Source organism: Streptomyces sp. NPDC050164, from assembly GCF_044459945.1.
Lineage (GTDB): Bacteria > Actinomycetota > Actinomycetes > Streptomycetales > Streptomycetaceae > Streptomyces > Streptomyces coeruleorubidus_A.
In genome coordinates this window covers 130192-151696 of sequence record NZ_JBITJK010000016.1, presented here as the reverse complement: position 1 = coordinate 151696, position 21505 = coordinate 130192, and the positions used below count along the sequence as shown (strand labels likewise).

The window sequence follows — 21505 nt, the reverse complement described above, 5'->3', positions numbered from 1 at the left end:
ACGCGGGTCTCAGTTGTTCCACGTCTCGTCGTACGGGTCGGCCGGTGCCGGTACCGGCCGGGCGCTGGTGACCTCGAGGTACGGGATCGGGCCGTCGTTGACCGGGTCCTTGGTCCGGCGGGGTGTGTACCGGCCGGTGATCTCCAGCCAGGTGTCCGGGCTCAGGACCGGGGGGATGTTGCCGGTCAGGGCGATCTTGACCGGCTGGGCGTCCGCCGCGCAGCAGTTGAGGCCCATGCGGACCAGGTAAGGGCTGCCCGCCCGGTCCAGGGTGACGAAACCGGTGATCTTCAGCTCGCGGTCGCGGAGAGAGCGGCCGTCGTCGTAGACCGCGCGGCCGGCGTAGTCGGCCACGCCGAGCCGGAGGGGTTCACCTGCGGGGAGGTCCGGGAAGCCGAAGGGCTTGGTCAGGGCCGTGCCCGTGTGGGCCGCGCTGTAGGAGCCCAGGGCCGGCGGGGCGACCAGGATCAGGGCGAGGACGGGGAGGGCGAGGAGCCAGGAGATACGGGGCTCGTGGTGGTGCTGTCGCGCGGGTGCGCGGCGGCGTTCGTACCAGAGCGTCGCCGCCGCCGTAACGATCAGCACCACGCCCGCCAGCAGGACCAGCGGGCGCAGGCCCGCCTTGACGTAGCGCAGGTAGAGGTCCGTCAGGCCGGCGTGCAGGAGTGTCGCGCCGAGCAGGAAGAGGAGGGCCGTCTGGGCCAGGCGGTTCACAGCAGGACCGTTCCGGTCAGGGCCGACACGACGACGGCCAGGGCGAACGTCGCCGGGGCGAAGCGCAGGGCGAAGGCACGGCCGAAGGTGCCCGCCTGCATCGCGAAGAGCTTCAGGTCGATCATCGGCCCCACGACCAGGAACGTCAGACGGGCCGTCAGCGAGAACTGGGTCAGGGACGCCGCCACGAACGCGTCCGCCTCCGAGCAGATGGACAGCAGGACGGCGAGCACCGCGAGGGCCAGCACCGAGAGCACCGGATTCCCGGCCGCCGCGCGCAGCCACTCCTCCGGCACCACCGCCTTCAGCGTCGCCGCGGCCATCGCACCGACCACCAGGAAACCGCCGGCGTGCATCACGTCGTGGCGCACCGAGCCCCAGAAGGCCGCCCCCTTGCCCCGGCCGTCGTACGAGGGTCTGTCGGGCGGGCGCAGCCAGTCCGTGCGGCCGAGGCGGTGCCAGAGCCAGCCCATCGCGCAGGCCACCAGCAGGCTCGCGACGAAGCGGGCCAGGACCATCTCCGGGGCGCCGGGGAAGGCGACGGCCGTCGCCGTCAGGACGATCGGGTTGATGGCGGGCGCCGAGAGGAGGAACGCCAGCGCCGCCGCCGGTGTGACCCCTCGGCGGACCAGCGCCCCGGCCACCGGCACCGACGCGCACTCGCAGCCCGGCAGCACCGCGCCCGCCGCGCCCGCGACCGGGACCGCCAGGGCCGGGCGCTTCGGCAGGGCCCGGGCGAAGAAGGACGGCGGCACGAACACCGCGATCGCCGCCGACAGCAGCACGCCGAGCACCAGGAACGGCAGCGCCTGGACCAGGACCGCGACGAACACGGTCATCCAGCTCTGCATCACCGGTGCGGACAGGGCCCCGCGGATCGGGTCCTGGAGCATCACCGCCGTTAGCAGCAGGAGGGTGAGCAGGAGGGGGGAGTTGAGGTGGCGGGCTTCGTCCGGGTCGGGGCCGAGGTCGTCGGTCTCGTCGGTCTCGTCGACCTTGTCGACCTTGTCGACCTTGTCGACCTTGTCGACCTCTTCGGTCTCCTGCGGAGCGGGTTTCGTGGTGGCCACCGGCCCGGTACCTCCGGTCGTGCGCACGGGCATTGCCTCCCCTTTCGTACGGCCCGTCCACGGCGGGCGTTCAGCCACCGCGGTTCCTTTCTGGAACCAGCCGTCCCGGTGAGGCAGTCTTCTCCCTTGTGGTGAGCGTTCCGAACCAAGGTCTGCCAGGTGATCCGGCCACGCACATGATCGTGTGCGGGGACGACGGACTCGCGCACCGGCTGGCCGCCGAACTCCGCGGTGTGTACGGCGAACAGGTCACGCTCGTGGTGCCGCCCTCGGGGCGCCGGGTGCGGCAGCCGGTGGTCGGACGGGCCCGGGCCGCCTCGGCGGCCCTGCTCGACCGGGTCAGCGCGGCCGTCAACCGGACGGGCGCGGGCGGCGCCGAACCGGCCGCGAACGAGCAGGTCGTGGAGGCCGCCGAGGTCACCGAGGCCGTGCTCACCGACGTGGGCGCCGACCGGGCGGCGGCCCTGGCGCTCGTGTACGACGACGACGAGACCAACATCCGCGCCGCGCTCACCGCCCGCCGGCTCAACCCCCGCCTCAGGCTCGTACTCCGCTTGTACAACCGGCGGTTGGGCCAGCACATCGAGGAACTGCTCGACCAGACGGCGGCGGTGGCCTCCGGCTCGGGGCCCGGCACGGGAGGGCTGGACGCGTCGACGACCGTGCTGTCCGACGCCGACACGGCCGCGCCCGCGCTGGCCGCCACCGCCCTCGTCGGGACCAGCAAGGTCGTCCAGACCGAAGGGCTCGTCCTGCGTGCCGTGGAGCGGCAGCCGCCGCGGCCGGGCGAGGTGGCCGACCCCGGTCTGTGCACCCTGGCGCTGCTGTCCGCGACGAGCAACGACCCGGCCGGCGCGGACGGTTCCGAGAGCAGCGGGGAGCAGGGGCCGCAACTGCTGCCGGACGAGGCGGCGGTGGCGTCGGCGACCGGGCGCGGGACCGTCGTCCTGGAGCAGGTGTCGTACTCCGGGCCGTCCCTGCCCGCCGGGCTGGGCGGTGTGCCGCCGTTCGCCTCACTGTTCTCACGCCGGCTGCGGTGGTCGCTGGCCGGGCTGGTGGGGTGTGTGCTCGCGCTCGCCGTCGCGTTGATGTTCGTGACCGGGGAGCATCCGCTGTACGCCACGTACGTCACGCTCCTCGACCTGTTCGGCATCAACGATCCCGCGTACCACGAGTCGACCGGGCGGCAGGTCCTGCAACTGCTGTCCGGGCTGGTCGGGTTGCTGCTGCTGCCGGTGCTGCTGGCCGCGGTGCTGGAGGCGCTGGGCACGTTCCGCAGCGCCTCTGCGCTGCGCAAGCCGCCGCGGGGGCTCGGCGGGCATGTGGTGCTGCTCGGGCTCGGCAAGATCGGGACGCGGGTGCTGACGCGGCTGCGGGAGCTGCACATTCCCGTGGTGTGCGTCGAGTCCGATCCGGAGGCCAGGGGGATGGCGACGGCGCGGCGGCTGCGGGTGCCGGTGGTGCTCGGAGACGTCACGCAGGAGGGGGTGCTGGAGGCCGCGAAGATCCATCGGGCGCATGCGTTGCTGGCGTTGACCAGTGCGGACACGACGAATCTGGAGGCCGCGTTGTACGCGCGGTCCGTGCGGCCTGATCTGCGGGTGGTGTTGCGGCTGTACGACGACGACTTCGCGACCGCGGTGTACCGGACGCTGCGGGCCGCGCATCCGTTCGCCCTCACCCGGAGCCGGAGTGTGTCCCATCTGGCCGCGCCCGCGTTCGCCGGGGCGATGATGGGGCGGCAGATCCTGGGGGCGATTCCGGTCGAGCGGCGGGTGTTGCTGTTCGCGGAGGTGGATGTGGCCGGGCATCCGCAGTTGGAGGGGCGGACGGTGGGAGAGGCGTTCCGGGCGGGGGCGTGGCGGGTGCTGGCGCTCAATACGGCACCTCCTGGGGGGCGGCGGGGTGAGGGGGAGAGTCCGGAGGAGGAAGGGGCGCCGGCTTCGGGGCTGGTTTGGGATCTGCCTCCTACGTATGTGCTGGGGGCGGATGATCGAGTGGTGCTGGCGGCTACACGACGGGGGTTGGCGGATTTGCTGGGGCGGAGGAGGCGGGAGCGGGCGGGGGCGTAGACGCCGAGCGGTGGGGTTCACGGCTCGGCGTCACGAGGTGCGCGACGTGGGGGTTGAGGCCCTGGTGTTGCGCAACCCGGCGTTATCCGGTGCGCGGCGTTGAGGCTGAGGCCGGGGCGTTGCGCAGCCCGGCGCAGCGGGGTGCCGCTGCGCCCGCCCTCCCCCAAGCTCTCGGCTTAGCTCGAGCAGGGGGGTCCCCATCGCCCCAGCGGCACGGCTGCCCGCGGATTACGAGCCCCCGCGCCCCGCGAGTCACGCGTCAGCGGCGGCGCCCCGCGCATCACGACCGTCGGCTCAAATACCTCTCCGCGAACTCCAGCTCCAGCCTCACCTGCTTGATCCGTTCGTCCACCACCAGCGACCCGTGCCCGGCGTCATAGCGGTACACCTCGTGGACCGCGCCTCTCGCCTCCAGGCGCTTGACGTAGTTCTCGATCTGGCGGATGGGGCAGCGGGGGTCGTTGACGCCGGCCGAGATGTAGACCGGGGCCTTGACCTGGTCGACGTAGGTGAGGGGGGAGGAGGCCTCGAAGCGGTCGGGGACCTCTTCGGGGGTGCCGCCGAGGAGGGTGCGGTCCATCGCCTTCAGCGCCTCCATCTCGTCGTGGTACGCCGTGACGTAGTCGGCGACGGGGACCGCGGCGATGCCCAGGGCCCACGCGTCGGGCTGGACGCCGAGGCCGAGGAGGGTGAGGTAGCCGCCCCAGGAACCGCCGGTGAGGATGAGGCGGTCGGGGTCGGCGAGGCCGGAGGTGACGGCCCATTCGCGGACCGCGGCGATGTCCTCCAGTTCGATGAGGCCCACACGGTGCTTCAGGGCGTCGGTCCAGGCACGGCCGTAGCCCGTCGAGCCGCGGTAGTTGACCCGGACCACCGCGTAGCCGTGGTCGACCCACGCCGCCGGGCCCGCCGCGAAGGAGTCGCTGTCGTGCCAGGTCGGGCCGCCGTGGATGTCGAAGACCGTGGGGAGTGGGCCGGTGGTGCCCTTCGGCTTCTGGACGAGGGCGTGGATGCGGCCGCCCGGCCCTTCCACCCACACGTCCTCCACCGGCACCGAGCCGGGCGACTTCATGCCGGGCGGGTCGAGCACGACACCGCCGGTCGTGGAGCGGACGGCCGACGGCTCGGCGGCCGAGGACCACAGGTACTCCACGCTGCCGTCGGGCCGGGCCGTGGCGCCGGACACCGTGCCGGGCGGGGTCGGGATCTCGGTCAGGGCGCGGCTCGCCAGGTCGTAGCGGAACAGCTCGCTGCGGGCCTCGAAGCTGTGCGCGATGAGCAGGCCGCTGCCGTCCGGGTACCACTCGGCGCTGACGTCGCCCGGCAGTTCCAGCGCCAGGTCCGTCTCCTCGCCGGAGGCGACGTCCCAGACCAGGGGCTCCCAGCGGCCCCGGCGCTGGTGGCCGATGAGGAGGCGGGTGTCGCCGTCGACGGGGGCGAAACCGAGGACCTCCAGGCCGAGCTCGCGCGTACCGCCCTCGGTGTCGTCGAGGTCGGCGACCGGGGTGCCGTCGGTGCGCAGGACGCGCAGGGCGGAGTGCATGGCGTCGCCGTGCTCGGTGTGCTCGATGGCGATGAGCGAGCCGTCGTGGGAGAGGTCGCCGACGCCGGCCGACTCGCGGTGGCGGTAGATCTCCACCGGGTCCTCGCCGGTGCGGACGAGGTGGATCGTCGTACCGTCCTCGTCGGTGGAGCGGCCGACGACCGCCGTGCGCCCGTCGCGGCCGAGGGCGAGGCCCGCCGGGTAGGAGGCGTCCAGGCCCTCGGCGGCGAGTTCGTCCGGGCCGCCCGTGAAGGGCTGGCGGCGCCAGACGCCGAACTCGTCGCCGTCCTTGTCGTCGAACCACCAGATCCAGGCGCCGTCCGGTGACAGCACGCCGTCCGTCGTGCCGTTCGGCCGGTCCGTCACCTGGCGCTGCTCGCCCGTCGACCGGTCCCAGGCGTACAGCTCGTACGTCCCCGTCGCGTTCGACACGAACAGGGAGCGGTCCGGCGCGTCCTCCGCCCAGTCGGGCAGGGACACCCTGGGCGCCCGGAAGCGCTTCTCCCAGTCCGGCATCCGCTCCTGCTGCCCCGCCTGTACCTCTTGCTCGTGCTGGTCCCGCTGATCCCGCGCGTCGGATCCGTTGCTCTCAGTCATGGCCCCATAGTGCCTCCCCCCGCCGACAATTCGCTGGCGAGGTCCCCAGCCTGTGGATAACCTCCACCGGTCCCCCTTCTGAGCAGGTCAGGAGTGACCCCCATGTACTCCCCCACCCCGGCCGACTGGCACGAGGCCAACCGCGCCCACTGGGACGAACGCGTCCCCCTGCACGCCGCCGGCGATTTCTACGACCTCGACTCCTTCCGGGCCGGCCAGGACCCCTTGCGCGACTTCGAACTCGCCGAGGTCGGCGACGTCTCCGGCCGCTCGCTGCTGCACCTGCAGTGCCATATCGGCCTGGACACGCTGTCCTGGGCCCGGCACGGCGCCGCCCGTGTCGTCGGCCTGGACTTCTCCGCACCGGCGGTCGACATCGCCCGCGGCCTCTCGCGCGACCTCGGCCTCGGCCAGGACCGGGCGGCCTTCGTCGCGGCGGACGTGTACGACGCGGCCGGCGCGGTCCCGGACCCGTCGTACGACATCGTCTACACCGGCGTCGGCGCGCTGTGCTGGCTGCCCGACATCGGGCACTGGGCCGAGACGGCGGCCTCGCTGGTGGCGCCCGGCGGGTTCCTATACCTCTCCGAGTTCCATCCGCTCACCGACGTCCTCGACGACGAGACCGGCTCGCGGATCACCTACGACTACTTCGCCCGTGACGCCTGGATCGAGGAGAGTCCGGGTTCGTACGCGGCCGAGGGCTCCGAGTTCGTCCACAACCGGCGCGTGGAGTGGCAGCACCCGGTCGGCGAGGTCGTCTCGGCGCTGGCGGCGGCCGGGCTGCGCATCGAGTTCCTGCACGAGCACGACGTCTCGCTGTTCCGGCGGTTCGGGTGCTTCGAGCGGCGGGACGGCTACTTCCGCTATCCGGCGGACCGGCCGCGGATCCCGCTGATGTACTCGATCCGGGCCCGCAAGGACTGACGAAGCGGCACCGAGTCGTACCGACCCCGCAGGCCGGACCCGCCCGGCAGCCCCGTACCGTAAGGGTGTGTACCGGTTTATGCTGACGCCCCGATGGTGGGGGATCAACGTCTTCGTGCTGTTGTCCATCCCCTTCTGCATCTTCATGGGGTCCTGGCAGCTGGGCCGGTTCGAGGACCGTGTGCAGGACCACCGCACGGCGACCGAGCAGGTCGCCGAGGCCCGGCACGAGGCGCCCCGGCCGCTCGGGGAGATGCTGCCGGTGACCAAGGCGACGTCCGGCAAGCAGGTCACCGCGACCGGTCGCTACGGCAAGCAGCTGCTGGTGCCCGGCCGGGAGCTCGACGGCAAGCAGGGTTTCTACGTCCTGACGCTGCTGCGCACCGACTCGGGCGAGGCGCTGCCGGTGGTCCGGGGGTGGCTGCCGGGTGCCGCCGACGCGGCGAAGGCGCCCGCGCCGCCCGCCGGTGAGGTCACGGTCACGGGGGCCCTCCAGGCGTCCGAGACTCCGGGGGACAACGGCGTGAGTGCGCAGGGCGGGCTGCCGGCCGGGCAGACCGCGGCGATCAGTGCGGCGTCCTTGGTGAACCTGGTGCCGTACGACGTGTACGACGCGTGGGTCACGTTGGCGAAGGGGGACTCGGGGATGAAGGCGGTGCCGGCCAGTGCGCCGCCGGACACCGGGCTGGATCTGAAGGCGTTCCAGAACCTCGGTTACACCGCCGAGTGGTTCGCCTTCGTGGGGTTCGTGATCTTCATGTGGTTCCGGTTGCTGCGGCGCGAGATCGAGTTCGCGCGGGATGCGGAGCTTGGGTTGGTGCCGGAGGAGGAGCCTGTCGCTGCGGACGCCGGTGCCAAGTAAGCGGCGTCGCTGCTGAAGGCGGGTGGGGCCGCAGCCCGGCGGTGCGGGGTGCCGCCCGCGCCCACCCTCCCCCAAGCTCTCGGCTTCGCTCGAGCAGGGGGCCCCATCGCCCCAGGCGGCACGACTGCCCGCGGGTCACACCGTTACGACACCGCCAGTACGCCCGTCCAGTAGACCGTCCCCGCGCACGCGTTGGGCACCGTCACCGAGCCCGCGCCCGAGCCGGTCGCCGGTGTGTACGTGACCGCCACGCTGCCGTCGGCCGTGCCGTCCTCCGTGGCCAGCTGCGGGGCCGTGCCCGTGCCCGTGTCGCCACCGGTGGAGGTGCCGCCCGCGGCCGCGCTGTCCTCCGTCGGGGTGGGGTCGGGAGTGGGGTCGGGGTCGGGGTCCGGGTCACCGCCGGCGGCGGGGCAGGTCTCACTGGGGACCCAGGCGAACTTCACGTCGTAGGCGGCGCCCGGCGAGAGCACCAGCTGGGCGGCCTCCAGGGAGGGGTCGGGCAGGCCTGCCGCCGCGTCCCCTGCCGTGTGCCGGGCCGCACCGACCTTGCTGACGTCGGCCGCGCCCTGCGCCAGCGCGCTCACCGAGCCGGGGTCGGTGACCGTACAGCTCGCCGCCGAGACGTTGGTGACACGGAAGGTGCCGTAGACCGCGCCGGTGGAGTCGGGGGCGACGCTGCTTCCGGCGGCGGGGCCGAGCTGGGCGGCGGTGCACGCCTGGATGCCGGCCGCGGCGGTGGAGGACGGGCCGGCACCCTGGGACGCTCCGGCCGAGGCGCCGGGGCCCTTGCTTTCCTTGTCCTTCTGCTTCTTCTCGCCCTTTTCCTTGCCCTCGGTCCTGCCGGGGGAGCCGCCCACGGAGCTCTCGCCGCCGTCCGGGCCCTTGCCCTGGCCCGCGCCGCCCTGGGCCTCGGAAGCGTGGCCGATCGCGGACGGGTTGGCCTCGGAGCCGGTGGAGTTGGAGACATGCACGAGGGCGGGGATGGCCGTGCCGATGAACAGCGCGGCGGCTGCCATACCGACGACGGCCTGCCGCTTGCGGGTCCGCCGCTGGGGCACCGCCTTGCGCAGATAGTCCAGCGTGCCGTCGCGCGGTTCCACCTCCTGCACCGCTTCGTGCAGCATCCTGCGCAGGTCCAGCTCGTCCGACTCGAGCCCCTTGGGACCCTTTTCGTCCAGGCCGTGGTTCACAGTTCCGTTCCCAGCGTGCGATTGCTTCGGATCTTGCCCGTGCAGCTTTGTCGGCTCGTGCCACTCGAAGGGCTCGTGCCGGTCGCGCCCGTCGCGGCGCGCGCCGTCGCCGTCGCTCATACCGGCGCCTCCATGGCCAGCCGGAGCGCCGCGATACCGCGCGAGCCGTACGCCTTGACCGAGCCCAGGGATATGCCGAGGGTCTCGGCGACCTGGGCCTCGGTCATGTCCGCGAAGTAGCGCAGCACCAACACCTCGCGCTGGCGGCGCTGGAGGCCCTTCATCGCCTTGATGAGGGAGTCGCGCTCCAACTGGTCGTAGGCACCTTCCTCGGCGCTCGCCATGTCGGGCATGGGCTTCGACAGCAGCTTCAGGCCGAGGATGCGACGGCGCAGCGCGGAGCGCGACAGGTTGACGACCGTCTGACGCAGGTACGCCAGCGTCTTCTCGGGGTCGCGGACCCTCTTGCGGGCCGAGTGGACGCGGATGAAGGCCTCCTGGACGACGTCCTCGCAGGAGGCCGTGTCGTCGAGGAGGAGGGCCGCGAGACCGAGCAGCGAGCGGTAGTGCGCGCGGTAGGTCTCGGTGAGGTGGTCGACGGTGGTCCCGGCCGCGACACCGTCCTCGGCGCCTTCACGCTGGTTCGGGATGCGGGCCGGCCGCGCTGCGGGCACGGGCGCGATCACCGGCATGCCACCGGAAGTACCGGACATGCGGGGTCGTAGAGCCGCCGGACGGGGCGGTCGAATGACCGTGCCGCGTGCCGCGCTGAAGTCGAGTACCTCTGCCACGCCTGTTGGACACGCTCACCCCTGTCAGGGTTGTACGCGCCGGGCGACACTTTCACGCCGACCTTCGCCGCCGAAGGTCTACCCGCGTCAGGCAGCACAGCCGATGGTGCATCAAATGCCCTCATGCGTCCCGCTCTTCCCCTATGTCCAGATATGAACGGGCGTCCCCACGCCCGGTTCCAGGCGTCCCCACGCCTGAAGGTGTCCCACGGCCCTGAAGGGCGACCGCAAAGACGCCCCCCGCCCTCCGCACGGTTGCGGAGGGCGGGGAGGTAAATCCTCGGATGCCGATGGGGTTCGGGACAAGTGGTCCGGACCATCGGCCGGCTCACATGTCGTACACAGATCCTACAAACCGCCTATGACACAGGTCGGGGGGTTTCGGCGTTCGAAACTTCACGAAAACCCGGCAACCTCACGAGAACCCGGCGGCGGCCACCGGCTCGGCACGTCACGAAAGCTCGGCGGCCACCAGTTCGGCGATCTGGGCGGTGTTGAGCGCGGAGCCCTTGCGCAGGTTGTCCCCGCAGACGAACAGTTCGAGCGCCGTCGGGTCGTCCAGCGCCCGCCGCACCCGCCCGACCCACGTCGGGTCGGTGCCGACGACGTCGGCAGGGGTCGGGAACTCCCCCGCGGCCGGGTTGTCGAACAGCACGACCCCGGGTGCCGTGGCGAGGATCTCGCGGGCCCTGTCGACGGTGACCTCGCCCTCGAAGCGGGCGTGCACGGTCAGCGAATGCGTGGTGATCACCGGGACGCGGACACAGGTCACGGCCACGGGCAGGGCGGGCAGACCGAGGATCTTGCGGGACTCGTCCCGGACCTTCAGCTCCTCCGACGACCAGCCGTCCTCGCGCGGCGACCCGGCCCACGGCACGACGTTCAGCGCGACCGGCTCCGGGAACGGCCCGGTGCTGTCCCCCACGACCCGCCGCACGTCACCGGGGCTGGTCCCCAGCTCCGTGCCGGCGACCAGGGACAACTGCTGCCGCAGCGTCGCCACGCCCGCGCGGCCGGCGCCGCTGACCGCCTGGTAGGAGGAGACCACCAGCTCGCACAGCCCGAACTCGGCGTGCAGCGCGCCCAGGGCCACGATCATGGAGAGCGTCGTGCAGCTGGGGTTGGCGATGATCGCGCGCGGGCGCATCCGTACGGCGTGCGGGTTGACCTCGGGCACGACGAGCGGCACGTCCGGGTCCATCCGGAACGTGCCGGAGTTGTCGACCACCACCGCGCCTTTGGCGGCGGCCACGGGCACCCACCGCTCGGCGACCTCGTCGGGGACGTCGAACATCGCGACGTCGACCCCGTCGAAGGCCTCCTCGGTGAGCGCCACGACCTCGGTCTCCTCGCCGCGCACGGCCAGCTTGCGGCCGGCCGAGCGCGGGGAGGCGACCAGTCGGATCTCGCCCCAGACGTCCGCCCGCTGGGACAGGATCTGGAGCATGACCGTGCCGACGGCCCCGGTCGCTCCCACGACGGCGAGCGTCGGCCGGTCGGCCCGTCGGAGACCGGCCATCAGCGGCCGGTGCCTCCGTAGACGACGGCCTCGTCGCTGTCGGAGTCGAGACCGAACGCGGTGTGCACGGCACGGACGGCCTCGGGCACGTCGTCGGCGCGCGTGACGACCGAGATGCGGATCTCGGAGGTCGAGATCAGCTCGATGTTCACACCGGCGTCGGACAGCGCCTTGAAGAAGTCGGCCGTGACACCCGGGTTGGTCTTCATTCCGGCGCCGACCAGGGAGATCTTCCCGATCTGGTCGTCGTAGCGCAGGGATTCGAAGCCGATGCCGCCCTTGTTCTTCTCCAGGGCGTCGATGGCCTTGCGGCCCTCGGCCTTGGGAAGTGTGAAGGAGATGTCCGTCAGGCCCGTGGAGGCGGCGGACACGTTCTGCACGATCATGTCGATGTTGATCTCGGCGTCCGAGATCGTACGGAAGATCGCGGCCGCCTCGCCCGGCTTGTCCGGCACGCCGACGACCGTGACCTTGGCCTCGGAGGTGTCGTGCGCGACACCGGAGATGATGGCCTGCTCCACCTGCTTGTCCCCTTGCTGCTGTGACTTTTGAACGAGTGGCTCACTGCTGACCCACGTGCCCTGAAGTCCGCTGAAGCTGGACCGGACGTGGATCGGGATGTCGTACCGGCGGGCGTACTCCACGCAGCGGTGGAGCAGCACCTTCGACCCGGATGCCGCCAGCTCGAGCATGTCCTCGAGGGAGATCCAGTCGATCTTCCGGGCCTTCTTCACCACGCGCGGGTCGGCGGTGAACACGCCGTCGACGTCGGTGTAGATCTCGCACACATCGGCGTCGAGGGCGGCGGCGAGGGCCACCGCGGTGGTGTCGGAACCGCCGCGGCCGAGGGTGGTGATGTCCTTGGTGTCCTGGCTGACGCCCTGGAAACCGGCCACGATCGCGATGTTGCCCTCGTCCACCGAGGTCTTGATCCGGCCCGGCGTGACGTCGATGATCCGGGCTTTGTTGTGGACCGAGTCGGTGATGACACCTGCCTGGCTGCCGGTGAACGACTGGGCCTCGTGGCCCAGCTTCTTGATCGCCATGGCCAGCAACGCCATGGAGATCCGCTCTCCGGCGGTCAGCAGCATGTCGAGCTCGCGCCCGGCAGGCATCGGGGAAACCTGCTCGGCGAGATCGATCAGCTCGTCCGTCGTGTCGCCCATCGCGGAAACGACGGCAACCACCTGGTTGCCGTTCTGCTTCGCTTCCACGATCCGCTTGGCGACGCGCTTGATGCCCTCGGCATCGGCTACGGAGGAGCCTCCGTACTTCTGCACGACAAGGCCCACGTGCGCTCCTCGCTCAATCCGTCTCTATCCGCTCATACGCATTCGTACTGCGGTCGGCTCAGTCTAACGAGCGTCCGAAAAACCCCGCCGCGATATCGCATGCTGAGATTTCCCGGGCACTCGTCCAGAGCTGCTCATGCCCATCTGGGCACAGGCCACGCGAGAAAGTGCCCGGCGTCACAATCGCACGTGGGCTGTCGTTGTGGGCCAACTTTCAAGCACTAGGGTTCGCCTGTGCGCGTACTGCTGGTGGAAGACGATGAACCGGTTGCCGAGTCCCTCAGACGCGGCTTGAAGCGCTACGGCTTCGAGGTCGAGTGGGTCGCCACGGGCCAGGCGGCGCTGAACCACACGGACCCCTACGACGTCGTCCTGCTCGACCTCGGCCTGCCCGACACCGACGGCCTCGACGTCTGCAAGGCGCTGCGCGAGCGCGGCGACGTCCCGATCATCGTGATCAGCGCCCGCAGCGACGAGACCGACCGGGTGGTGGGCCTGGAGATCGGCGCGGACGACTACGTCTCCAAGCCGTTCGGCGTCCGGGAGGTCATCGCCCGCATCCGGGCGGTCATGCGCCGCGCGCAGCCCCGCACCCCCGCGGCCGGGACGCCCGAGAGCGGCCCCGACCACTACGGCCCCCGCCTGACCGTCGACCGCAAGGCGGCCCGGGTCCGGCTCGACGGCGAGGAGGTGGCCCTCGCGCCCAAGGAGTACGACCTGCTGGCCTTCCTCACCGAGGAGCCCGGGGCGCTGATGTCGCGCGAGCAGATCATGGAAGCGGTCTGGGACGCGAACTGGTTCGGGCCGACGAAGACGCTCGACGTGCACGTGGCGGCGCTGCGGCGGAAGCTGGCGGGCGCGATCACGATCGAGGCGGTGCGCGGGGTCGGCTTCCGGCTGGAGATCGTCAAGGACGACGGCGGCGACAAGGACAGCGGCGGCGCGAACACGGACACCGACGCCTCATGATCCGCCAGCTCGTCCGCAGCTACATCTTCCTCGTCGCCATCGCCATCGCCCTGTTCACGGTGCCGGTGGCCTTCTCGCTCACCTCCCAGCTGCGGGGCGACACCGAGGATTCCGTGGTGCGCGAGGCCGAGACCATGGCCCTGCTGCTGGCCAACGGCGACTCCACCTCGTGCGAGGCACTCCAGGAGATGGCCGAGGCATACGCCGCCCAGACGCCCGGCGACGTCCAGGTGGCCGGCGCCCCGGGCTGCGCGCCGAGCCTGCTCCGCCCGAGGCAGGACGCGGCCCTGACCGCGGCCCTCGACCGGAACGACCCCACGACCGACTGGGGCTCCTCCTTCATCTGGGGACCCGAGCTGGTGATCACGGTCCCCGCCAAGAGGGCCGGCGAGGACCGGGCCGTCGGTGCCGTGCGCATCGTCTACTCGACGGACGAGATGACCGACCGCCTGTGGACGATCTGGGGCTTCCGGGCGATCCTCGCGGTGCTGGTCCTCGTGGTGGCCGCCCTGCTCGGCGTGGGGGTGGCGCGCCGCCTCACCCGCCCGCTGCGCCAGCTCAACGACATGGCGAGCAAGTTCAGCGACGGCGACCTGACCGCCCGCTCCCCCGTGACGGGCCCGCCGGAGACCCAGACGCTGGCGCGCACCCTCAACCAGGGCGCGGAACGCCTGGACACGCTGATCGCGGCCCAGCGCATCTTCGTGGCGGACGCCTCGCACCAGCTGCGCACCCCGCTCACGGCCCTGCGGCTGTCCCTGGACAACATCGCGGACGGTGTGGACGACGCGTTCGTACGGGAGGACGTGGAGCAGGCCACCGCCGAGGTCGTGCGCATGAACCGCCTGGTCAACGGCCTGCTGGTGCTGGCCCGTGCCGAGGCGAAGGTGACGGTGGCCGAGCCGCTCCCGCTGCTGGACATCGTGCGGGAGCGGCTCGCCGTGTGGAGACCGGCCGCCGACGAGCGCGGAGTCACCATCGCGCTCAGGGGGAGTATCGACGGCCGGCCGTCTGTGCTGTCCAGCCCCGGGCATCTGGACCAGATGCTGGACAACGTGCTCTCCAACGCCCTGGAGGTCTCACCGGACGGCGGGACGATCACCGTGCGGGTGGACCCCCTGGGCGATGTGGTGGGGGTGTCGGTCCTGGACGAGGGACCGGGTATGTCGGACGCCGAGAAGTCCCGTGCCTTCGACCGCTTCTGGCGCGGCCAGGGCCTGACCGGCAAGGGGGGCTCCGGCCTCGGTCTCGCCGTCGTCAAGCAACTGGCGACGGACGACGGCGGGACCGTGGCCCTGACGGACGCTCCCCCAGTCTCGGCTTCGCTCGACCGGGGGCACCCCCATGGGCGCGGCCTCTGCGTGACGATCACCCTCCGGGCGGTCAGCTCTCGGGCATCTTCGAGGAGTGGTGGTTGACGATCAGCCACTTGCCGTCGGACTGCTTCTCATAGGCGTACGTGTAGCGGGCCTTGACGGTGTTCTTCGCGCCCGTCTCGTGGTGGGTGAGCGCGAACTCGTACACGCCGGTGTCGATGACGGTGTCGCTGTCGAGAACATTGACGATCGACTCGACCTTCGTGCCGACCGGCTTGTTCTGGAGGAAGTGCTCGAAGTAGTCGACGATCTCGGCTCTGTCCGTACGGACGTTGTTGGAGACGGTCGGCAGCAGGACCGCGTCCTTGGCGTACAGGTCGGCGACCTGCTGCGGGTCACCGGTCTGCAGCGCCGCGTTCCACTGGTCGAACAGCCCGAGCACCTGCGCCTCGGTGGCCATCTTGGCGGACTTCGTCTCGGACGTGCCGCGCGAGTCGGCTCCGGCGGCCCCGGCACCGACGGCGAAGGTACCGGCGGCCAGGACGGCGACAGCGGTGGCGACGGCTATGCGTCGGCGTGCGGGGCGACGGTTCATGACATCTCCAGTGACATCGAGGGGAGTTGACTTGCCTCCGCTTCCTCTGCGGTGGAAGTGACTCCAGACTCGCGTGTCACCGGTTAGCGGCCGTGCAGCTCACGTACAGGGGCCGTACAAGGGGCCCCCAAATCACGCAGCGTGACGTGGAGCCGGACGCTACCGTCTGGGCATGGAGATATTGCGCTACGTGGCGTTCAGCACGGATCCCAAGGGCGGCAACCCCGCGGGGGTGGTGCTGGACGCGACCGGGGTCGACGACGCGACGATGCTGGCGACGGCGGCCGAAGTCGGCTACTCCGAGACGGCGTTCGTGGTGGAGTCCGGCGACGGCTCCCTGGACGTGCGGTACTTCAGCCCGCTCGCCGAGGTGCCGTTCTGCGGCCACGCGACGATCGCCACGGCCGTCGCCCACGCGGAGCGGCACGGCACCGGACGCCTGCGGCTGCGCACGGCGGCGGGCCCTGTCACCGTCACCACCGACCGGGCGGCGGACGGCACCCTCGTGGCGACCCTGGTGAGTGTCGCACCGCGTACGGCACCGGTCGAGGAAGCCGATCTGGCCGAGCTGCTGGGGATCCTGGGCTGGTCCGCCGGGGACCTGGACCCGGCGCTGCCGCCCCGCGCGGCCTTCGCCGGAGCCTGGCACCCGGTCGTCGCCGCCGCGAGCCGGGACCGGCTGGCCGGCCTGGACTACGACATGGCCGCGCTCGGCGCCCTCATGGCCCGCAAGGACTGGACCACGATCGACCTGGTCTGGCGGGAGTCCCCCACGGTCTTCCACGCCCGCAACCCGTTCCCGCCCGGCGGTGTGGTCGAGGACCCGGCCACGGGGGCGGCGGCTGCCGCGTTCGGTGGCTACCTGCGGGAACTCGGGCTCGTCCCGGTCCCCGCGACATTGACCATTCACCAGGGCGTGGACATGGGACGGCCGAGCACGATCACGGTGACGGTACCGGCGGAGGCGGGCGCGGGGATCGGCGTGACGGGCGCGGCCGTACGGCTCTGAGAGGCCTCGGCCTCAGTCGACGAACTCCTTCAGCGGCTCGGTGTCCAGGGCGAAGTCGACGGGCTCGGGGAGCTTGAGGGTGGCGCCGAAGGGCCTGTTCTCCTGCTGTCGATAGCGGCCGTCCTGGGGTTCGGTGAACACTGTGACCGAGTGGTCATCCCGGTCGATGAGGAGGTAGACCGGGATACCGGTGGCCGCATAGCCACCAGGTTTCTCGACTCGGTCGCGCTGACCTGCGTCGGCGTCGTACGACGTCACCTCCACGGCCATCAGTGCGCCTTCAGTCGCGGACCACTCACCGTGGCCCTTGAAGCTGCCGACCGGCACAAGAACGCCGTCCGGCCGAGCGCGCCCTTCGCGATAGCGCTCCGTCTTCAAGCCTCGCTCGCTGTGCAGCCACAATTCGGGGCGATGCCGCACGCACACCCTCTGCAGCCAGGCAACGATCTCGCTGTGGTTGCCGTCCGGCGCGGGCTTGACCACGACCCTCCCATTGATGAACTCCAGCCAAACGGTCTCCGGGGCATGGTGTTCCAGCTCCTCGAACTCCTCGACGGTCATCTGCGGCCGGCGTTGGGTCCGGGAGGTCACGGCGTCGTCTTGGAGCGCAGGCCGCCCGCGGCCCGTACCTCGGCCGCGCGGCGGGCGACGTCCACGACCTCGTACACGGGATCGGGGTTGGCCAGAAACGTGTCGGGGACGTATCCGGCGTCCAGCTCACCGGCCGCCTCGGCCGCCAGGTCTGCCTCGTACTCGGCACGGCAGTCCGGGCACATGCCGCCCTCGATCTTCGTGGTCAGCTCGTCCGCGTCGCAGGTGATGCAGCACATGATCACGCGGTCCACGCGGGCCCGGCGCGGTGCGGCCTTCTGCCGGATCTTGGCCTTCTTCGGGGGCATCTTGTCCTCCAGTCGTCTGCGGGCGAGCCCGCCCGGGTTGGTCACGGCGGGCGGAAGCCCGTCGGTCAGTGCCTTGGTGATGTCCTCGGGGGTCGAGCCGCGCGACAGCCACTCCCCCACGAGCGATTCGAGGGATTGGCAGTCGGACTCGGACAGGGACATACGGGGGTCCGCCTCGCGGACGTCGGCGAGGGTGCGGTAGGCAGTGCGGGGCTGAGGTTCGGCTTCCGGGGCAGGCTCCTCGGCGGGTGCCTCGGGGGCGTCCGTCCTGGCCAGCCCGGGCCGGTAGTCGTCGGGGACGATCCTGCCCTTGCGCTCCCGGGCGAACTCCGCCCACCACTCCGGTGACCTGTGCGTACGCGACCAGTACGTCCGGGTCACCCACCGCATCGAGTTGTCCTCGACGGTGATGTGCTCCCGGATCTGCCGCGAGTGGCCGGCCTCGCTCAGACTCTTCAGCGAGGTGCGCACGGCCTGCTGGCCGTAGCGGGGATGCACGGACGCGATCGCCTTGTAGCCCATCGCGTGGCCCTCTTCGAGATGGTCGACGAAGACGGCGATCTCGCGGTCACGGGGGCTCAGGTGTGCGAAGTCCGGGTCGGCGTGCGGGTCTTCGTCACCTGCGGGGCGTTTGCCGTAGCCCGATTTGGCCATCGGGTGCGACGGGGACGGCAGGGCGGGACTAGGCTGGGAGCAAGCCACGATCGAAGTTCCGTTTCGATTCGTCGGTTCAGGCCCCGGAGCCGGTGTTGGCGCACCGACCGGGGCCGATCTATTGCCGCGAACCTAGAGGTGCTTCACGCTGCGGCGCAAGCTGGTCACGGAACGTCACCCGTTCGAGGTAGGCGGCCCACAACTCACCTACTGGCCTGGTTGGTTGGGTTGGTTTTTCCAGCCCAGAAACCCAGGGAAAGGGCTCGAAGCCCGAGGCTCAAGCCTCGGGCTGAACTGCGGAGACGAACGCCGACCAGGCGGGCGCGGTGACGTGGAGCTCGGGACCCGCAGGGGTCTTGGAGTCGCGGACGTGGACGGCGGCGGACAGGGCGACTTCGACGCAGGCGCCGCCCTCGGAGTCGCTGTAACTCGACTTGATCCAGCGCAGTTGGTCACTCATAACTGATCCACCATCCGCTCGATGAAACGTGCCGACTCGTCCGGACTGAGAGCCTGCGCGCGGATCATGCTAAGCCGCTCCGTGGCGCGACTGACAGCCCCTGGTTCGGCCGTCAGTTCGCTTCCCAACTGGCCTTCGGCGTAGGCGAAACGCTCGTAGTCATGAGTCTCCAACAACACCAGGGGCCCCAGGAGCGCTGCGGTGATGGCCCGTTCGAAGGGCAGAACCTGCAACACGACGTTCCTCAGGCGGGAGACCTCCAGCAGGCGGTGCAACTGTTCCGCGTCCACCTGCGAACTGCGCAGCGCAGCTTCGTAGACGACGAAACAGAGGGCCACCGGCGGCTTCCGGTCGGTGAGGATCACCTGCCTCTCCAAGCGGGCGGCGACCCGTTCCTCCGCCGTGTCCGCGTCGAGGGGCGGGACATGGTTCTCGATGAGTGCCTGTGCGTAGCGCTTGGTCTGCAACAGACCGGGGATGTACATGGCTTCGTACCACCAGAGACTGATCGCCTCCCGCTCCCTCTCCATGAAGCCCTGCGCCCGCGCCGGGAACTTCTCTCGCTGCAAGTACTCCTTGGCCGCACTCAGAAAACCGTCGGCCCGACACAGGTCGTCGGCCGTGTCTAGGGCACGTGGCGTCGGCATGCGGACGCCCTGCTCCATGGCCTTGATCGTGTCCGGGGAGTAGTTGGCCGCGGCGGCCAGTTCCTCCCGGCTGACGTTCGCCTTCGTACGCCAGCGCTTCCGCTGGTTTCCGCTGTACCGCCAGGCGACCGGCGGCTGGGAATTGGAGTTGTACTGGGCCGACACAGCGTCCACCTCCGACGGTTACACCACGACGTGTACCACGACAGTCGCTACCGAAAGTAGCCGCCCGAGCACGAGCGTGTGGCCATGACGAACGCAATTCACCGACCTGAGTGGGTCCCGGCGGCAGGTCATCAACTCCACATCGCGGGTGTGCACTTCGACGCGGTCCGGATCGAAGGCGTGCGGGGGGAGCTGGTCGCCGAGTGGCTGATCGAGGAGACCGACGGGGACGCGGGGCCGATCGTGTGTGAGGCGAGCGGGCCGCGGTGGGTGTACTTCCTGCTGGCGCCCGGGGCGGTACGCAGACACCACTGGCCGCTCGGAGTGCAGCAGTTGGGCGGGCAGGACTCGCGTACGGTCACGGTCACGTACATCGGGATCCCGGCGCTGGAGGGGAACACCTGGCCGCTCAGGTGGTACAGCGAGCCCACGCCGACCGCTCCCTACGTCGACGCGCAGGCGCTGGCCACCGCCGTGGGCCGGTGACGTCACGGTGCCGCCACGGCCGCGCGGCGGCCGTGGCGGGCCGGTGGGCTACTTGGCCGGCCGCAGGCCCAGCAGTTACGCGAAGAACTCACGGGGTCGCAAGCTGCCAGCCGGGCAGGTCACCGCCTCCACGGTGCGTCGCTGGGTGCTGGAAGTCATCGAGTTGCTGGCGGCACTGCTGGACGGCACCCACGTGCGCACCACGCATAGGACTCCCACTGAGGGGCGACACACAGGGATTGGTAATCCAGCCCCGGCCCGTGGCCGCAGTACGGCGGGCTGCCGCAAGTTTGAGGAGCGGTGCCTGCCCCCCCCACGTTGAAGGCCCGGGTTCCGTATCACGGTTGGACGCTCGGGCCTCGCGTCCCATACTCCGTTCTCGCCATAAGTAAAGGCGAACAAGCCAACCTCCGCCTCTCCCACATGAGTTGTCGGTTCTCGTTCACTCCTCGGCAACCAATAGCAGACACCCTCCTCCGGCCGGGTCGATCAACGATGACGTGCTCTTTGTCTATTGGTGGAGGAATGCATGCGAAGACGTGGGATATGCCGCACTGGAATTGCGATGACGATCGGCTGTCTCCTCGCGGCACTCGTCTCGCCTGCCGCGGAGGCAGCCCCGGCACCGCTCACGGACCCTGCCAAGGCTGACGCGCTGGCCACCAAGCTTGGCGACGACCGCACCGCAGGCGTCTACTACAAAGACGGCCGCCTCACGGTCGCGGTCACTGACGAGGCCGCCGCGGCGTCGGTTCGGAGCGCAGGCGGGACAGCGAAGGTGGTCGCTCACAGCGCGGCGAAACTCGACTCCATACACGCCGAACTTGACCAGCTGGCGGGCATTCCCAACACTTCGTGGGGCGTCGATCCGAGCAGCAACCAGGTCTCCGTCGACATCTACGAGGGGGTGTCCGCTGCCGATCGGGCCCGAATCGAGCGAGTCGCTGCGGTCCACGGCGACGCGGTACGCATCGAGCAGCACTCAGGCGAACTGGAGAGAACTGCCGACGTTATGGTCGGCGGCATCGGCATTGCTTGGGAACAGGACACTCGCTACTACTGCAGCTCAGCATTCAACGTCACCCGAGATGACGGCGACACCAGCACTGGGGAAAGGTTCCTGCTCACTGCTGGACACTGCCTACTTGGCGGACACTACGACTGGGTTCGGCGCAGCAACGGGGTCAAGCTCGGCACGGTGTGGACGTCAAACGACTGGGATTACGAGCCCGGCGACTGGGCCATCATCGACTACACCAACCCGAATGTCGCCGCATACGGGGTGATCCAGTACAAGGACGGCAGACAGCCTCAGATCACAGGATCTCGCTGGGCTGTGGACGGGGAGAAGGTGAAGCGTGTCGGAGCTGTAAGCCAAGATCTCGACGGCATGGTCCTCGAACCGAGCACAACCGTCACCTACACGGACGGTGTCACTCTCTACAACATGATCGAGACCAGCCTCTGCAACATGTTCGGTGACAGCGGCGGGGCTATGTTCACGGGGACGACCGCCTTGGGTATCACATCCGGTGGCAACTATGCCGACCAGCCCTGCGGTGATACGGACGCTCAGCCAGACCGCGCCACCTGGTATCAGCCCGTGCAAAGGGTACTCATCGACCACGACCTGGCCGTCTACTGAAGCCACCGCACGGCCTGCACCGTCGCTGGTCGGTGCAGGCCACACGGCGTCGCCTGCATCCCGCACCCGGTGGTCCGGTCACG

Annotated in this window: 20 protein-coding genes; 8 read left to right on the top strand and 12 right to left on the bottom strand. The window is 70.5% G+C overall.

Annotated features, from left to right (window positions below):
* Positions 1-9 precede the first annotated feature (9 nt).
* Together ACIBNA_RS22445 and ACIBNA_RS22440 are read right to left on the bottom strand one after the other, a co-directional pair.
* Positions 10-714 (bottom strand): TIGR03943 family putative permease subunit, encoded by a 705-nt coding sequence (locus ACIBNA_RS22445; protein WP_399166915.1) that lies wholly within the window; start codon positions 712-714, stop codon positions 10-12.
* On the bottom strand, positions 711-1817 hold the full coding sequence (locus ACIBNA_RS22440) for a permease (protein WP_399166914.1): 1107 nt from the start codon (positions 1815-1817) through the stop codon (positions 711-713). The genes ACIBNA_RS22445 and ACIBNA_RS22440 overlap by 4 nt, the downstream gene beginning before the upstream one ends.
* 143 nt (positions 1818-1960) lie before the next feature.
* On the opposite strand from ACIBNA_RS22440, the gene ACIBNA_RS22435 reads away from it, so the two are divergent.
* Positions 1961-3856 carry an NAD-binding protein gene (locus ACIBNA_RS22435; RefSeq protein ID WP_399166913.1) on the top strand — a complete coding sequence of 632 codons (1896 nt, stop codon included), beginning with the start codon at positions 1961-1963 and terminating at the stop codon, positions 3854-3856.
* A 280-nt stretch (positions 3857-4136) separates the two neighbouring features.
* Here ACIBNA_RS22435 and ACIBNA_RS22430 read toward each other — a convergent pair whose 3' ends face one another.
* Positions 4137-5996: a prolyl oligopeptidase family serine peptidase gene (locus ACIBNA_RS22430; RefSeq protein WP_399166912.1), complete on the bottom strand. Its 1860-nt coding sequence runs from the start codon at positions 5994-5996 to the stop codon at positions 4137-4139.
* Between the two features lie 102 nt (positions 5997-6098).
* Between ACIBNA_RS22430 and ACIBNA_RS22425 the strand changes: the two genes are divergently transcribed.
* Together ACIBNA_RS22425 and ACIBNA_RS22420 are read left to right on the top strand one after the other, a co-directional pair.
* Complete coding sequence (locus tag ACIBNA_RS22425; protein ID WP_399166911.1) at positions 6099-6923, top strand: class I SAM-dependent methyltransferase; 825 nt, start codon at positions 6099-6101, stop codon at positions 6921-6923.
* A gap of 67 nt (positions 6924-6990) precedes the next feature.
* Positions 6991-7785, top strand: coding sequence for an SURF1 family protein (locus ACIBNA_RS22420; protein WP_399166910.1), 795 nt, complete (start codon positions 6991-6993; stop codon positions 7783-7785).
* A 143-nt stretch (positions 7786-7928) separates the two neighbouring features.
* Here ACIBNA_RS22420 and ACIBNA_RS22415 read toward each other — a convergent pair whose 3' ends face one another.
* The 4 genes from ACIBNA_RS22415 to ACIBNA_RS22400 form a co-directional block, all read right to left on the bottom strand.
* Positions 7929-9095, bottom strand: a complete 1167-nt coding sequence (locus tag ACIBNA_RS22415; protein ID WP_399166909.1) for a hypothetical protein — start codon at positions 9093-9095, stop codon at positions 7929-7931.
* Positions 9092-9667: a SigE family RNA polymerase sigma factor gene (locus tag ACIBNA_RS22410; RefSeq protein WP_059415010.1), complete on the bottom strand. Its 576-nt coding sequence runs from the start codon at positions 9665-9667 to the stop codon at positions 9092-9094. Before ACIBNA_RS22410 ends, ACIBNA_RS22415 begins: the two co-directional genes overlap by 4 nt.
* Before the next feature lie 550 nt (positions 9668-10217).
* On the bottom strand, positions 10218-11285 hold the full coding sequence (locus tag ACIBNA_RS22405) for an aspartate-semialdehyde dehydrogenase (protein WP_399166908.1): 1068 nt from the start codon (positions 11283-11285) through the stop codon (positions 10218-10220).
* A complete protein-coding gene (locus ACIBNA_RS22400; protein WP_399166907.1) occupies positions 11285-12577 on the bottom strand; it encodes an aspartate kinase in 1293 nt (430 codons plus the stop codon). The genes ACIBNA_RS22405 and ACIBNA_RS22400 overlap by 1 nt, the downstream gene beginning before the upstream one ends.
* Before the next feature lie 234 nt (positions 12578-12811).
* Between ACIBNA_RS22400 and ACIBNA_RS22395 the strand changes: the two genes are divergently transcribed.
* On the top strand, positions 12812-13546 hold the full coding sequence (locus ACIBNA_RS22395; RefSeq protein ID WP_399166906.1) for a response regulator transcription factor: 735 nt from the start codon (positions 12812-12814) through the stop codon (positions 13544-13546).
* Entirely contained in the window at positions 13543-14964 is a 1422-nt protein-coding gene (locus ACIBNA_RS22390; RefSeq protein ID WP_399166905.1) for a sensor histidine kinase, read from the top strand. Before ACIBNA_RS22395 ends, ACIBNA_RS22390 begins: the two co-directional genes overlap by 4 nt.
* Here the strand turns inward: ACIBNA_RS22390 and ACIBNA_RS22385 are convergent.
* Positions 14930-15457 carry an SgcJ/EcaC family oxidoreductase gene (locus tag ACIBNA_RS22385; RefSeq protein ID WP_399166904.1) on the bottom strand — a complete coding sequence of 176 codons (528 nt, stop codon included), beginning with the start codon at positions 15455-15457 and terminating at the stop codon, positions 14930-14932. The genes ACIBNA_RS22390 and ACIBNA_RS22385 overlap by 35 nt on opposite strands.
* Before the next feature lie 172 nt (positions 15458-15629).
* Here ACIBNA_RS22385 and ACIBNA_RS22380 point away from each other — a divergent pair, with 172 nt between their 5' ends.
* Complete coding sequence (locus ACIBNA_RS22380) at positions 15630-16466, top strand: PhzF family phenazine biosynthesis protein (RefSeq protein WP_399166903.1); 837 nt, start codon at positions 15630-15632, stop codon at positions 16464-16466.
* Between the two features lie 12 nt (positions 16467-16478).
* On the opposite strand, the gene ACIBNA_RS22375 is transcribed toward ACIBNA_RS22380, so the two are convergent.
* The 4 genes from ACIBNA_RS22375 to ACIBNA_RS22360 form a co-directional block, all read right to left on the bottom strand.
* A complete protein-coding gene (locus ACIBNA_RS22375) occupies positions 16479-17027 on the bottom strand; it encodes a Uma2 family endonuclease (protein WP_399166902.1) in 549 nt (182 codons plus the stop codon).
* A 26-nt stretch (positions 17028-17053) separates the two neighbouring features.
* Entirely contained in the window at positions 17054-18019 is a 966-nt protein-coding gene (locus ACIBNA_RS22370) for a hypothetical protein (protein ID WP_399166901.1), read from the bottom strand.
* A 277-nt stretch (positions 18020-18296) separates the two neighbouring features.
* Positions 18297-18479 (bottom strand): DUF397 domain-containing protein, encoded by a 183-nt coding sequence (locus ACIBNA_RS22365; RefSeq protein ID WP_399166900.1) that lies wholly within the window; start codon positions 18477-18479, stop codon positions 18297-18299.
* Entirely contained in the window at positions 18476-19291 is an 816-nt protein-coding gene (locus ACIBNA_RS22360) for a helix-turn-helix transcriptional regulator (protein ID WP_399166899.1), read from the bottom strand. Before ACIBNA_RS22360 ends, ACIBNA_RS22365 begins: the two co-directional genes overlap by 4 nt.
* Positions 19292-19369: 78 nt before the next feature.
* Here ACIBNA_RS22360 and ACIBNA_RS22355 point away from each other — a divergent pair, with 78 nt between their 5' ends.
* Positions 19370-19777 carry a hypothetical protein gene (locus ACIBNA_RS22355; protein WP_399166898.1) on the top strand — a complete coding sequence of 136 codons (408 nt, stop codon included), beginning with the start codon at positions 19370-19372 and terminating at the stop codon, positions 19775-19777.
* Between the two features lie 565 nt (positions 19778-20342).
* Complete coding sequence (locus ACIBNA_RS22350; RefSeq protein ID WP_399166897.1) at positions 20343-21422, top strand: S1 family peptidase; 1080 nt, start codon at positions 20343-20345, stop codon at positions 21420-21422.
* Positions 21423-21505: the final 83 nt, after the last annotated feature.

Coding starts and splice junctions, on each gene's coding strand:
- ACIBNA_RS22440 (WP_399166914.1), bottom strand. CDS start 1,817: ATGCCCGTGCGCACGACCGGAGGTACCGGGCCGGTGGCCACCACGAAA.
- ACIBNA_RS22435 (WP_399166913.1), top strand. CDS start 1,961: ATGATCGTGTGCGGGGACGACGGACTCGCGCACCGGCTGGCCGCCGAA.
- ACIBNA_RS22430 (WP_399166912.1), bottom strand. CDS start 5,996: ATGACTGAGAGCAACGGATCCGACGCGCGGGATCAGCGGGACCAGCAC.
- ACIBNA_RS22425 (WP_399166911.1), top strand. CDS start 6,099: ATGTACTCCCCCACCCCGGCCGACTGGCACGAGGCCAACCGCGCCCAC.
- ACIBNA_RS22415 (WP_399166909.1), bottom strand. CDS start 9,095: ATGAGCGACGGCGACGGCGCGCGCCGCGACGGGCGCGACCGGCACGAG.
- ACIBNA_RS22410 (WP_059415010.1), bottom strand. CDS start 9,667: ATGCCGGTGATCGCGCCCGTGCCCGCAGCGCGGCCGGCCCGCATCCCG.
- ACIBNA_RS22405 (WP_399166908.1), bottom strand. CDS start 11,285: ATGGCCGGTCTCCGACGGGCCGACCGGCCGACGCTCGCCGTCGTGGGA.
- ACIBNA_RS22390 (WP_399166905.1), top strand. CDS start 13,543: ATGATCCGCCAGCTCGTCCGCAGCTACATCTTCCTCGTCGCCATCGCC.
- ACIBNA_RS22385 (WP_399166904.1), bottom strand. CDS start 15,457: ATGAACCGTCGCCCCGCACGCCGACGCATAGCCGTCGCCACCGCTGTC.
- ACIBNA_RS22380 (WP_399166903.1), top strand. CDS start 15,630: ATGGAGATATTGCGCTACGTGGCGTTCAGCACGGATCCCAAGGGCGGC.
- ACIBNA_RS22375 (WP_399166902.1), bottom strand. CDS start 17,027: ATGACCGTCGAGGAGTTCGAGGAGCTGGAACACCATGCCCCGGAGACC.
- ACIBNA_RS22370 (WP_399166901.1), bottom strand. CDS start 18,019: ATGGCCAAATCGGGCTACGGCAAACGCCCCGCAGGTGACGAAGACCCG.
- ACIBNA_RS22365 (WP_399166900.1), bottom strand. CDS start 18,479: ATGAGTGACCAACTGCGCTGGATCAAGTCGAGTTACAGCGACTCCGAG.
- ACIBNA_RS22350 (WP_399166897.1), top strand. CDS start 20,343: ATGACGATCGGCTGTCTCCTCGCGGCACTCGTCTCGCCTGCCGCGGAG.